Origin of the sequence: Dietzia sp. NCCP-2495, assembly GCF_026011735.1 — a bacterium.
In the GTDB taxonomy this organism is placed as follows: domain Bacteria; phylum Actinomycetota; class Actinomycetes; order Mycobacteriales; family Mycobacteriaceae; genus Dietzia.
Window position 1 is genome coordinate 1 of sequence record NZ_BRVN01000039.1, and the last position, 12691, is coordinate 12691.

The 12691-nt window shown below is 70.4% G+C and carries 13 protein-coding genes and 1 riboswitch; of the genes, 5 read left to right on the forward strand and 8 right to left on the reverse strand.

Translation table 11 applies throughout. The features are described 5' to 3' along the window. Window positions 1-378: 378 nt before the first annotated feature. From OPF83_RS16835 to OPF83_RS16845, 3 genes are all read left to right on the forward strand, one after another. On the forward strand, window positions 379-1959 hold the full coding sequence (locus tag OPF83_RS16835) for a CCA tRNA nucleotidyltransferase (RefSeq protein ID WP_264888798.1): 1581 nt from the start codon (window positions 379-381) through the stop codon (window positions 1957-1959). Next, window positions 1956-3308: a glycosyltransferase 87 family protein gene (locus tag OPF83_RS16840; protein WP_264888799.1), complete on the forward strand. Its 1353-nt coding sequence runs from the start codon at window positions 1956-1958 to the stop codon at window positions 3306-3308. Before OPF83_RS16835 ends, OPF83_RS16840 begins: the two co-directional genes overlap by 4 nt. A gap of 148 nt (window positions 3309-3456) precedes the next feature. After that, window positions 3457-4542: a hypothetical protein gene (locus tag OPF83_RS16845; RefSeq protein WP_264888800.1), complete on the forward strand. Its 1086-nt coding sequence runs from the start codon at window positions 3457-3459 to the stop codon at window positions 4540-4542. On the opposite strand, the gene OPF83_RS16850 is transcribed toward OPF83_RS16845, so the two are convergent. Further along, window positions 4441-5964: a hypothetical protein gene (locus OPF83_RS16850; protein ID WP_264888801.1), complete on the reverse strand. Its 1524-nt coding sequence runs from the start codon at window positions 5962-5964 to the stop codon at window positions 4441-4443. The two genes, OPF83_RS16845 and OPF83_RS16850, sit on opposite strands and share 102 nt — an antisense overlap. Window positions 5965-6009: 45 nt before the next feature. On the opposite strand from OPF83_RS16850, the gene OPF83_RS16855 reads away from it, so the two are divergent. Both OPF83_RS16855 and OPF83_RS16860 read left to right on the forward strand, forming a co-directional pair. Beyond that, a complete protein-coding gene (locus OPF83_RS16855) occupies window positions 6010-6642 on the forward strand; it encodes a YqgE/AlgH family protein (RefSeq protein ID WP_264888802.1) in 633 nt (210 codons plus the stop codon). A gap of 38 nt (window positions 6643-6680) precedes the next feature. Further along, on the forward strand, window positions 6681-7904 hold the full coding sequence (locus tag OPF83_RS16860; protein ID WP_264888803.1) for an MFS transporter: 1224 nt from the start codon (window positions 6681-6683) through the stop codon (window positions 7902-7904). Between the two features lie 34 nt (window positions 7905-7938). Here OPF83_RS16860 and OPF83_RS16865 read toward each other — a convergent pair whose 3' ends face one another. The 7 genes from OPF83_RS16865 to OPF83_RS16895 all read right to left on the reverse strand — a co-directional run. Further along, a complete protein-coding gene (locus tag OPF83_RS16865) occupies window positions 7939-9027 on the reverse strand; it encodes an ABC transporter substrate-binding protein (protein WP_264888804.1) in 1089 nt (362 codons plus the stop codon). Then, the gene (locus OPF83_RS16870; protein ID WP_264888805.1) at window positions 9024-9815 is read right to left on the reverse strand and encodes an ABC transporter permease; all 792 of its coding nucleotides are present in this window, start codon (window positions 9813-9815) and stop codon (window positions 9024-9026) included. The genes OPF83_RS16865 and OPF83_RS16870 overlap by 4 nt, the downstream gene beginning before the upstream one ends. Then, window positions 9815-10726, reverse strand: coding sequence for an ABC transporter ATP-binding protein (locus OPF83_RS16875; RefSeq protein WP_264888806.1), 912 nt, complete (start codon window positions 10724-10726; stop codon window positions 9815-9817). The genes OPF83_RS16870 and OPF83_RS16875 overlap by 1 nt, the downstream gene beginning before the upstream one ends. Continuing rightward, window positions 10709-10805, reverse strand: a riboswitch (TPP riboswitch). It overlaps the preceding gene by 18 nt. Before the next feature lie 84 nt (window positions 10806-10889). Then, a complete protein-coding gene (locus OPF83_RS16880) occupies window positions 10890-11150 on the reverse strand; it encodes a VOC family protein (protein ID WP_264888807.1) in 261 nt (86 codons plus the stop codon). Window positions 11151-11201: 51 nt separating this feature from the next. Next, window positions 11202-11324 (reverse strand): hypothetical protein, encoded by a 123-nt coding sequence (locus OPF83_RS16885; protein ID WP_264888808.1) that lies wholly within the window; start codon window positions 11322-11324, stop codon window positions 11202-11204. Next, complete coding sequence (locus OPF83_RS16890) at window positions 11321-11788, reverse strand: VOC family protein (RefSeq protein ID WP_264888809.1); 468 nt, start codon at window positions 11786-11788, stop codon at window positions 11321-11323. Before OPF83_RS16890 ends, OPF83_RS16885 begins: the two co-directional genes overlap by 4 nt. A gap of 71 nt (window positions 11789-11859) precedes the next feature. Further along, a partial coding sequence (locus OPF83_RS16895) for an AraC family transcriptional regulator (protein ID WP_264888810.1) occupies window positions 11860-12691 on the reverse strand: 832 nt, incomplete at its 5' end.

A 12691-nucleotide genomic window follows, 5' to 3' on the forward strand; every position in this document is an offset into this window, starting at 1 on the left:
AGGCACGAGCACGAGCGACCCCTACGGCACAAGCACCGGCACCGGCACCGGCACGGGCACAGGCACGGGCGACGGACCCCACATCAACCCCGACAGCGCCATCGAACTCTCCGTCCACACCGCCCTCCAGAACCACCTCAACCCACCACCCTTCTGACACAGACAACGGAGAGGTCAGGTCTGAGTGGTCGCGACATGAGGGAGGATTGGCGAGAGCTGCCGGTGACCGGGCGCGCAGTGAACAGCGCCGAGAAGGGGTGCGGAGGGCGACTCGGTAAAGTCTGCGCTGTGTCAGCCCGAGATTCCTCCCCGAGTAGCCGCGCCGTTTCTGATCGACATGACGCTGCGGTGTTCTCGGGTGTACAGGACGGACCGGGCATGAAGCCGGACTCCGGCGACGCGGCGGAGATCGAGGCGCGGCGTGTGCGGCTGCTCGCCGGAGCGCAGAGCACGATCAATCAGCTTGCCGACGTGCTGGCGCCGCTCGCCGCTGCGTTCGGTGAAGCAGGGCATGAGCTGTACCTGGTCGGAGGCAGTGTTCGCGACGCCGTGCTCGGGCGGCTGGGAACGGACCTGGACTTCACCACCGACGCCCGACCGGACGTGGTCCGCACGATCCTCGACGACTACGCGGACGCGGTGTGGGACACGGGCATCGAGTTCGGCACCCTCTCCGCGGTGAAGCGTGACGACGCCGGCATCGAGCAGCAGATCGAGATCACCACCTATCGCGCGGACACGTACGACGGCGTGACCCGCAACCCCGAGGTGGTCTTCGGCGACACGCTCGAAGGCGACCTGGTGCGCCGCGACTTCACGGTCAACGCCATGGCGGTCCGGCTGCACGCCGATGGTCGTCACGACTTCGTGGATCCGCTGAACGGCATGGACGCACTGCTCGCGGGGGTCCTCGACACCCCGGCCGAGCCGGAGCAGTCGTTCTCCGACGACCCGTTGCGCATGTTGCGTGCCTGCCGATTCGTCTCCCAGCTGGGCTTCACGGTCGCGCCGCGGGTCTTCCGTGCGCTGACCGAGCTGACGGCCGAGATCGACAGGATCACCGTCGAGCGGGTGCGCGCAGAGCTCGACAAGATGATCCTCGGCGACTATCCGGTCGACGGCATCAACATGCTGTGCGAGACCGGACTCGCGGATCACGTGCTCCCCGAGGTTCCCGGGATGAAACTCGAGCGTGACGAGCACATGCAGCACAAGGACGTCTACTGGCACTCGCTGACCGTCCTCAAGCAGGCGATCGACCTCGAGCCCGAGGGTCCTGACCTGGTGCTGCGCTGGGCGGCCCTGCTCCACGACATCGGCAAGCCCGCGACCCGCGCGGCCAAGCCCGGCGGTGGAGTGACGTTCCATCACCACGAGGTCGTGGGCGCCAAGATGGTCCGTAAGCGGATGCGCGCGCTCAAGTACTCGCGCCAGATGGTCGAGGATGTCTCCGGCCTGGTGTTCCTGCACCTGCGCTTCCACGGCTACGGCGACGGCCAGTGGACCGACTCCGCCGTCCGCCGCTACGTCTCCGACGCCGGGGACCTGCTCCCCCGCCTGCATCGCCTCGTGCGTGCAGACTGCACGACTCGCAACAAGCGACGGGCGGCCAAGTTGCAGGCCACCTACGACTCGCTCGAGAACAGGATCGCCGAGATAGCGGAGAAGGAGGACCTCGCGAAGGTCCGTCCGGATCTCGACGGCAACGAGATCATGAAGCTCCTCGACCTCAAGCCCGGCCCCGACGTAGGCCGCGCATGGGCCTACCTCAAGGAACTGCGACTGGACCGGGGCCCCCTCGACAGGGACGAGGCCGAGGCCGAACTCCTCCGCTGGTGGGCCGAGCAGACCGGTAGCAACCAGACCGGTAGTAACCAGACCGGTGGCGACCAGGCCGGCGGCGAGCAGGCCGACTCCGCTCCCGGCACGGCAGCCGGCCAGAAGGACGAACGAGCATGATCGGACGTGCTGTCGACCGCTATCTCGGATCGGTGGTGGGCAGGCTCGTCGTCGTCGTCCTAGCTATGGTGGGCACCCTCGTGCACACCGTTGGCGTCCCGGGGTTGCAGTCGATCCCGCCGTACCGCATCGACCTCGACGTGTACCGCGTCGGCGGGCAGGTGTTCCGCGACGGCGGTGAGCTCTACGGCGAACTGCCGCAGCTGGCCGAGGGCGCGCACCTGCCGTTCACCTATCCCCCGCTGTCGGCGCAGCTCTTCTCGCTGCTGACCATCGTGCCGCTCCCGGTCGCGTCGATGCTGATCACCCTCGCGACGATCATCGTCCTGGCGCTCGTCGTGCAGCTCGTGCTCACGCGCACGTGCGACCGGCCGGCCGCACAGCTGTGGTGGATCACCGCGGCGGTCATGGTGGTGGGGATGTGGTTCGGTCCGGTGCGCGAAACGATCGGATTCGGGCAGGTCAACGTCTTTCTCATGGCGCTGGTCATGGTCGACGTGATCCGCGGTCGCGGGCGGTGGTGGGGCGGCACGCTGACCGGGCTCGCGATGGCAATCAAGCTCACGCCGGCCGTGTTCCTCCTGTATTTCGTGCTTCGGCGCGACTGGCGCGGACTGGCTACGGCGGTGGTCTCGGCGCTCGCGTTCACCGGCATCGGGCACCTGCTGACCCCCGACGAATCGATCCGCTACTGGACGTTCGCGATCCGTGATCCGGGCCGCATTGGCGGGCTGGCGTTCGCGTCCAACCAGTCGGTCAACGGCGTCGTGCACCGGTTCGGGCTCGAGGGCACCGCCGCGTCGGTGGCGTGGTTCGTGGTGTCGTGCGTGATCGGGCTCGTGATCGCGTGGGCCGCGTGGCGCCTGCTGCGGGCCGGGCACGAGGTCGCAGCGGCCGTGGTGGTGGGGACAGTGGCGCTGTTCTGCTCGCCGGTGTCGTGGGGTCACCACTGGGTCTGGGCCGTGCCCGCGGTGGTGCTGGCGCTGGTCTGGGCTGACCGTACCGCGCGGGGCGGTGCTGGGCAGCGCGGATCGGGACCGGGTGACGACGACGACATCAGCGGCGACCAGAACGACCGCATTGAGCCCACCAGCGTCCAGAAGCTCTGGCTCACAGTCGGATTGACGGGAGCGGTGATCTTCCTCAGTACTCCGCAATGGTGGTTCCCGCATCGGGACGACCTCGAGCTCAGCTGGGGGCCCGTTGCGCATCTGGTGGGTAATGCGTACCTGATCTGGGGTCTGGTCTTCGTGGTGCTGGCCGGATCTCGGGCGTTCCGTCTCGGGTGCGCGGATCGGGGTGGCGACCCACAGCGGCCGGCGCTGCTCGACAGTGCGTTCTCCCGCTGACGTCAGTCCTCCCGCGCTGACCTGCGCAGGATGCCGAGAATGACCAGCGGGTCAAGTGCTCAGCCGGATCTGTGGATAACTTCTCGGCATTCCACAGTGCGCGATTTCAGGGTGTCTCGGGTGGCCAGATCGCGACACGATTCCAGTCATGGACTACTTCTTCGGAGATGGCGTCGGCGAGCCGACGCAGTGGCAGGCTGAGCCCGATCTGACGCTCGGGACCGGCGCGGCGGACGCGATCTGGATCGACTTCGACGGCGACGGCTACGCCGACGACGCGATGTGGGACTCGGACGTCGACGGCACCGCGGACCGCGTGGTGACTGACGTTCACGGCGGTGACCAGGCGGTGTACGCCGACGAGGGCGGTCGCGGTGTGTGGAACGCCTACGCGGGTGGCGCCGGTGCGCTTGCTGCGGGCTCGGTCGGTGCGGGCTCTGTCAGCGCGGGTTCTGTTGGTGGTGGCTCTGTCGGTGGTGGTTCGGTGGGTGCCGGCTCGATCGGCGCGGGGTCGATCGGGGCTGGCTCGCTCGCTGCCGGGTCCATCGGCGCTGGTGCTGTTGCCGCGGGATCGGAGGCGGGTGGCGATCAGGTCGGCGGTGCGCTCGCGGCGGGGTCGGACGCACTGGACTCGATGCCGGACTGGGGCTCCCTGCTCACGGACGCGGTGGGCGCGCTCCAGGGTGGTTCGGCTGCGGCCACAGAATCGTCGAGGTGGTTCACGCCCCCGGCCGTCGAGCCGCCCACGGATCCGGCCCCGGTGCAGGGTGGGACGGTTGTCGATCAACCCGCCCCTGCTCCGGTACTCGAGGACGACGGGTCGATCACGGTCCAGGGCGACGACGGCTGGCTGTCGGTGTCCGACGTCGACGGCGACGGATTCCTCGACGCCGCCCTGCCCTTCGAGCCGCTGCCCTTTGAACCGCCGCATGTCGAGCTGCCGCAGGTGGACGTGGGTTCCCTTGACGCCGGCGCGATCGGTTCGGTGGGGTCGGGATCCGTCGATTCAGGGTCGGCTGCTGCGGGCTCGGTGGCCGCGGGATCAGCTGCTGCTGGTTCGGCTGCCGCGGGTTCTGCTGCCGGAGGTCTCGGTGGTGCCGGGTCGATTGGTGGCGGCTCGGTGGGTACTGGTTCAGTCGGCGTGGGCTCGGTGGGCGCTGGTTCGGTCGGTGGCGGCTCGATCGGTGGCGGCTCGGTCGGCGCCGGGTCGCTGGGTCTCGGCTTCGGATCCTGAGCTGAGAACACGTGAGCGGAGTGCAACCGCCAGGGCGATTCCCGCTGAGACCGCGTACATCAGGGCGGGGAGCACCATCAGAGGTACCGATCGGCCGTCGGTGGGTACCCAGGGCAGGACCATGACCATTCCCACGACGAACGCGGAGTTGAACTGGGCGTCCTGGAGGGCGAACACCCCGCCTCGCCGGACATCGGGCACGTCGGTCTGCATGGCGTTGTCGGCGACGAGCTTGACCACCTGGGACCCCAGGCCGATCGCGACAGCGCCGACGACCAGGGCGGTCGGATCCAGGGTCGGACCGACGATGGCCTGCGCGATCGCTGCCACCGCGGCTCCCGCGGCCACGACGAGGATCCGGCGGGTACGCGCCATCGCCCACGGCGCCACCATGGCCGCGATGCCCATCCCCGCTGCCACTGCGGCGGACAGCAGACCGAAGCCACTCATCCCGGCGATGACCGGCCCAGAGGTGGCGGCGCTGACAGTGGCATCTGCGCCTGAGACATCGGCGGAGGCACCGGTGGGGCTGGCGGGACTGCCGGGCTCGACGTCGCGCAGGAGCAGAATCGCCAACATCGTGGTGATACCGAAGGCCGCGCGACCGAGGGTCACACCGGTCAACGAGACCCACACCAGCGCCGTGGACCGTGCAGCACGGCCGCCCTCGGCCAGGCCACCGGTGAACGCGCGGAACGCACCACGGGTGAGGGCGGATTCGGGATGGTGGCTGAGCTCGTCGTCGGGCCCGAGGTGGCGACGCGGGAGGGCAAGGACGGCCCACACGCCCACCAGCCCGGAGATGACGGCCGGGACGAGGGTCCACGACACGGCGGCGTCGCCGGCTCCGAGAACGGCGAGCACGGCAAAGGCCGCAACGGCGCCGACGGCGGTGATCACCGAACCGATGGTGACCAGCGCGGAGTTGGTGGCGGCGAGGATGCGGTCCGGGACGACCTTCGGCATGGCCGCGGTCATGCCCGTGTTGATGAGTCGGCCGAGACCGATCGCGACCAGCGACAGGCCGAACAACAGCGCGAGGCCCACACCGGACCGGACCGCACCGGCGGCGACGAGGCCGATCGTCGCGACGATGGCGAGCGTTCTGACCAGGGCGGCGACGGCCACCACGACGCGGCGGTCCCAGCGGTCCAGGGCCGCGGCGGCGAACGGGCCGACGATCGAATACGGCAACAACATCACTGCGAAGCCGCCGGCGATCGCGGTCGGGGTGGTCGCGGCCTCGGGACTGAACAGGACGACTCCTCCGAGTGCGGCCTGGTGGATGCCCTCGCTGAGCAACGCCGCCAACCGTGCGGTCGACAGGCGGCCCAGACCGTCGGATTCGCGGAGAGCTGCGGTGAGGCGGCCGGTCGGGCGAGTGCGGGAGGGGTCAGCCGGCTCGGCGGACGGGAAGGTCACCCCGCCAACCTATCGGGCGGTCGGCGGTGGGGGCATCATGGAGCCATGGACACGGGACCGGACGAGCTGGGCGGCGGTGGACTGTTCGGCGATCGCCTCTTCAACGCACTGGACAAGCGTGAACCGATGGCCGGGTCCCTGCTCATCGCCGCGCCCGACATGCCCGACCCCAACTTCACGCGGGCGATCGTCTACCTCATCGAACATGATCACACCGGATCGCTCGGCGTGGTGATCACGCGACACAGCGAGACCGAGGTCGCGTCGATCCTGCCGGCCTGGGCTGATGTGTGTGCCAGCCCCGCCGTATTCCACATCGGCGGGCCGGTGAAGCCGGATACCGGGATCGCGCTCGCCGTGCTCTCGGCCGGGACCGATGGGTCGTACGACGTGGGACTGCAGCAGATCGAGGGCCGCGTGCACGTCGTGGACCTGGACAGTGACCCCGCCCAGCTCCGCGACCGCTGCGACGGGATGCGCGTGTTCGTCGGCTACACGGGGTGGGCGCCCGGGCAACTCCAGGGCGAGCTGGACCGGGGTGACTGGTACGTCGCCCCCAGCCTGCCCACCGACCTGCTCGCCCCCGCTCGCGTGGACATCTGGGGTGAGGTCCTGCGCCGCCAGGACATGCCGCTCCCCCTGTACGCGACGTACACCGGTGACGGGGAACTGAACTGAGCGTGGGTGGCGAGCTGTCCGGTGATGTGGAGCTGACGGTGACGGCCAGGCACTGGCTGATCCTCGGCGTCGCGACGTTCGTGGCCGCCTCGGGGTCGGCGTTCCTGGTCGGCGTGGGCTTTCTCCTGCCCCACTTCCACTCCGACATGGGCATGTCCCTGACCAGGGCGGGCGTGCTCGTGGCCATGCCCTCGGTCGGCATGGCGCTGGCGCTCATCGCCTGGGGATGGCTGGTGGACCGAACCGGCGAGAAACTGGTGCTCGTCACCGGATCGGTCGCCGCTGCCGGCGCGTTGACCGCGCTGGTGTTCACCGACTCGTTCGCCGCTCTGGCGGTGTTCCTGCTGCTCGCCGGCGTGGCCACGGCCTCCGGGAACTCGGCCAGTGGTCGGTTGGTCGTGGGCTGGTTCCCGCCCCATCGCCGCGGCCTGGCCATGGGCATCCGGCAGATGTCGCAGCCGCTCGGAGCAGCCGTCGCCGCCATGACGATGCCGTTTATGGCGGCTCGGTTCGGCCTGGGCGCCGCCTTTGCCGTTCCGCTGGCGATGGCGGTCGTCTCGGCGGTGGCGGCCCTCGTCGTCGTCGTCGATCCTCCCGCCCCTCCCGCCCCTTCCACCCCGCCCACCCCGTCCACCTCGCCCGCCGGCACCGAGGCCCAACAACCGCTGCACGCCCGGTCCCCCTATCGCGGCGCCGATCACCTCCAGCGCATCCACGCGGTGTCAGTGCTGCTGGTGTTGCCGCAGGGGATGATGCAGTCGTTCCTGCTGGCGTGGCTCGTGCTGGGACACGGGTGGTCGGCGGTGTCCGCGGGTGTGGTGGTGACGGTCAGTCAGATCCTCGGTGCGGCGGCGCGCATCGTCGCCGGCTGGGTGTCCGACCGGGTCGGGTCGCGGATGGCGCCGATCCGCGGCGTGGCCGTAGCCGTGACCGGCGGGCTCGCGGCGCTGGCAGTGGCGGAGGCGCTCGGGGCGCCCGGGGTCGTCGCGGTGACGCTCGCCGTGGTGGCCACCGTCCTGTCGGTCTCGGACAACGGTCTGGCCTTCACCGCCGTGGCCGAGTACGCCGGACCGCGCTGGTCAGGACGCGCGCTCGGCGTGCAGAACACCTCGCAGTTCGTGACGATCTCCCTCGCCACGCCGCTGATTGCCGCCGGCATCGAGCGGTTCGGATACTGGGCCGCGTTCGCCGGCGCGGCAGTGGTCGCCGCCGCGGCGATCCCGCTCGTGCCCCGCGCCGACAGGAGCCGGCAGGAGGCGTGAGCCGCGCCGACGAGACCCGTGTTGACGTGACCCGTCACGACGCCGGCAGGTAGTCGTTCGTCGTGGCGCTGGCGCCGTCGACCTCCGAGTCCAGCAGCCCGTTGGAGTGCATCCACCTCGCGTACGTGGACCAGTCCTCGCCCGACTGGCGCCCGAATCCGGTCTCCGGGAGCAGGTCGAGCGTGGCGTCGATCATGCGCTCGAGGGACTCCGGATCGTAGGAGTCCTTGGTGGGCGGGGCCATGGCGCGCAGGGCGGTGGCCCGGTCGGACAGCGCGGCCTGTTGACCGTCGGCGGTACCGGCGAGGAAGGCGCGGACGCGGTCGGCGTAGGCGGCGTCGTCGCGGAGCCGGACGGGATTGGCGATGATCACGAGCTCGGAATAGTCGGGAACCCCGAGCTCGGTGACGGGGAGGATCACTACGTCGGTGCGCTCGCCGAGCTCGATGCCCTCGATGTTGCGGAAGGCGCCGAAGATCGCGTCGGCTTGATCGGTGAGCAGCGCCTGGCTGAGACTCTGCTGCACGTTGGGAGTCGAGATCGAGGCCGGATCGATCCCCGCCTCACGGGCGATGAAGTCGATCGTGGGCTGCTGGGACGCCAGGCCCGACAGGGCGACGGTCCTGCCCTCCAGGTCGGCGGCCGAGGTGATCCCGGTGTCGCGCTTGGCGATGAGGGAGGTCAGGGACGTCGGCACGAGGGCGGCGACCGACACCACGTCGAGCCCCTGCTCCACCGCGATGAGGGTGTCGGGCTCGTACGAGATCGCCAGGTCAGCGCGCCCGAGCGAGACCTCGCGGGCGGCGTCGGCCGTATTGGACGGTGTCGTGAACTCCACGTCGACGCCTGCGTCGGCGTACGCGCCGCTGTGTTGCGCGGTGTACAAAGCGACGTGGTCGGGATTGGGGGCCCAGTCCAGCAGGACGCTGACCTGCGCGGAGGTGTCGCCGCCGGAGCCGCTGCCGCCGGCGCTGCTCGTGGCTTCGTCCGTGCCGCCCTGGCAGCCGGCCAGCGCGAGCGCGGTGACGGTGACCGCCGCGGCGAGGCTGCGGAGGCGGCCCCGGGCGCGGGTAGTGGCGCGATGCCGAGTGCTGGACCGGGGGCGAGTGCTGATCGTGGTCATGCGTGAGCCTTTCCTGCGTGTGCGGTGTTCCAGGGACAGACGAGACGTTCGAGGACGGTGACGGCGGCCAGCAGGAGGCTCGACATGAGCGTCAGGACGATGACCTGGGCAAAGACGAAATCCGTCTGCAGGCGTGGGATGGACTGGAGCATGAGGTAGCCGATGCCGTCGGTGGAGCCGGTGTACTCGGCGAAGACGGCCGCGACAGGTGCGAACGTGACCGAGACGCGCAGCCCCGCGAAGCCGCGCGGCGCGGCGAACGGGAGCCGGACGCGCCAGAACAGCGCGCGGCGGGAGGCGTGGAGGGTGCGGAGGGTGTCGATCAACCGGGCGTCGACGTCGCGGACGCCGGCGAGGAGGTTGAGGGCGACGGGGAAGAAACAGAGCAGGGCGACGACGACGACCTTGGGCGCGATCCCGTAGCCCAGAGCGATGGTCAGTAACGGGCCTATCACGATGACGGGGATGGCCTGGGAGGCGACGAGCAGTGGGGTGAGCGCTCGCCCGACGACCGGGAAATAGCCGCTCACGACCACCACGGCCACGGCCACGAGTACGCCGATGCCGATCCCGAGGAGGGTCTCGATCCCGGTGAGCGCGGTGGCGGGGCCGAGCCGATCGGGCCAGCTGACCAGGAGTGACTCCAGCACCGCGGCGGGCGCGGGGATGACGTACTCGGGCACCAGCTCGAGTGCCGTGACCATGATCCACGCGGCGAGGATCAGCACGACGGTGACGGTGGCGGGGGCTGTTGCTCGGGCCGCAGTCCGGAGGACGCGCGTACTCATCACGCGACCTCGCCGCTCGGGGGCATGATCCCGGGGTGGGCCAGTGCCCGGAGGATGCTCTGACGGGTTGCGGCGAAGTCAGGGTCGCCGACCAGGTCCTCGCGGGGGCGGCCGTCGCCGAACCAGCCGGACCACGCGGCCGTGATCCTCGCCGGCGCGGCCGGTTCGAGGCGTGCCAGCAGCACCACGCGCTCGGCCAACAGCAGCGCCTCGTCGACGTCGTGGGTGACCGTCACGAGGGTGGTCGGGGTGGTCGCGATGGCGGAGAGCCCGGTAGGAGCTGCGGTAGTGGCGATGCTGGTGCGGAGCCACTGCTGGACCTCGGCGCGGGTGATCGCGTCGAGCGCGGCGAGGGGTTCGTCCGCGAGCAGCACCGGCTTGCGGGCGAGTAGCGCGCGGGCGAGGGCGGCCCGCTGGCGCATGCCGCCGCTGAGTTCTGCCGGGAGCGCCCGCGCCCACTCGGTCAGTCCGACCCGGCTCAGCATTTCGGCAGCGGCGGCGCGGGCATCTCGGCGGCTCGCACCCTGGTTGCGCAGGCTGATCGCGACGTTGTCGAGCACCGACAGCCAGGGCAGGAGGCTGTCCCCCTGCGGCATGAGCGCACACGACGCGAGACGCTGGTCCGAGCGGCGGTCGCCGAGCACCGCCGCGGTACCGGTGGACGGTTCCTCCAGGCCCGCGATCAGCGACAACAGGGTGGACTTGCCGCAGCCGCTGCGGCCCACCACGGCGAGGTGACCGCCGGCGGGAACGGTGAGGTCCAGATCGGCGACGACCCGGTGGCGGGTACCGGGGTAGGTGTAGCCGAGGGATCGGAGCTCGACTGCCGGGGAACCGACTGCAGTATCAGGGACGGCCGGTCGCTCAGACCGGTCCGGGCTCACCACAGAGTGCGCGAAAACAACTGACATTCCTCCGCTCGCGTTAACGAGTTCAGGTTCAGCGGGTGTGATCTCAGCCCCGTCGGTCGGGGCACCCCGTGTCAGTGCCGACTACGCGAATCGGCACGGTCAGCACACTACGTGATCTCCGTCCTGCGGGTGCACCGCCCTACGTGATCACCGTCCTCCGGAATCACCGCCCTGCCAGGACCACCCGGTAGCCGTCCGGGTCGCGGAGCCAGATCTCGCGGTGATGCGCCAGGTCATTGACGTGCAGTGGCCACTCGACGTGCGCACGGGCCTTTGCGATCCGGTCTGAGGCGGCGTCGAGATCGTCGACCTCGAACCATGCGGCCACTCCGTTGCCGACGGGCACCTCCGGGATGGCCAGTGGTCCGTGCTCGGGGTCCCCGTCACGGGTGTGCAGCTGCAGGACGACGTCGTCGTCGACCACAATCTGTTCGTACTCCGCACCACCGTGACCACTCTCCGCGCCCAACACCTGCTAATACCAGCGGCTCGAGGCGGGGACATCGGAGATGACGAGCATCGGTTGGGCACGGACGCGGCGCGAGCGGGACGGGTTGGGGTCCGGGGCGCCGGGGGTCGGGACGGCGTGGTCGGTCATGACAGGTCCGGCGCGGTGTGGTCCGGGGCGGGCTGGCCGCGGTACTGGCCGACCGACCACACGTTGCCCTCCGGATCGCGGACGGAGAAACCGTGGTCGCCGTAGTCGGTGTCGTGCATGTCCATGACGATCTCGGCGCCGGCGGCCTTCGCGCGCTCGTACACGGCATCGGAATCGGCCGTGACCAGGAAGGCGAGACCGGAACCGACGGGAGTGGCGTGGGGATCGTTCTGGTCACGCTGGCGGTCGCCGCACATGACTCCCCCGCCCTCGGGCCAGAGGAGCTCGGCGTGCGCGACGTGGCCGTCCTCGGTGTGCGAGAAGGACTCGACGAAACCGAGCGCCTCGACCAGCCAGTCGATCACCGTGCGGGCATCGGTGCACTGGAGGCAGTGCCAGACGGTCGGGGCGGGCGGGGTGCCGGGAGTGTGAGCGGATTCGGTGCGGGGAGTGTGAGTGCTCATGCGGTCGAGTCTCGTCGGCCGGTGTGGATGCGTCTTGGATTTTTCGGAAGCGGGTCGGGCGAGACAGACGATCAGGTCGCGGCCCGGTCGAGCTCGGCAGCGATCCAGCCCGTGGGGGACACGCCGGCGAACCGTCGGTAGGCCCGGTCGAGGTGGGAGTGGTCGGCGTAGCCGTGCGCGTGGGCGATGTCCGCCAGCGAGAGTGCGGCCCCACGGCGCCAGGAGTCGACGACGACGAGGTGGGCGGCCTCGAACCGGAACAGATCCGCGAGTTGCTTCGTACCGATCCCCAGCTCCGCCGTCAGGAGCGTCGACAGGTGGCGGGAGCTCACCGAGACCCGTGAGGCCACCTCGGCGACGGGCATTCGACCGGCGGTCCGCTCCAACAGCTGCCACGCCGCCACCACCTCCGCGCGGGGTCCGGACCTGCGGTCATTGCTCTCACGCAGCACGCCGAGACCGTCGGAGACGAGGGCGCAGCGCTCCCCCGGCGCCGCTGAGGAGACGCGGGCGAACAGGGACCGCACCCGCGGGCCCAGCACGTCCTCGCCCTCCTGGGTGAGCTCGGTGAGTGCGGACGTGGGCAGTCCGAGGAGGCGGCGCGCGGCGAGGGGGTGGATCGCCACCTGGACGCCCTCCTGGTGGTCCGGGCGGTGGAGATAGACCGGTCGGGTGTGGAAGGCGCCCAGGCACACGTCGTGGCTGCTCCCCCGCCGGGCGCGCCAGTCGTCGTGGCTCGGCGAGCACAGGATCGGCGCGTCGGCGGCAAAGACGAGTGTCAGGGCGCTCGACGGCAGGCCGCGGTGCGGGGGTCGCGCGGCGTCCGGTGCGGTTTCGGTGACGGCGTACTCGAACACGCTGCGTACCCCCGGCGGAGCAGTCTGCGAGACGAGCGGGGACATG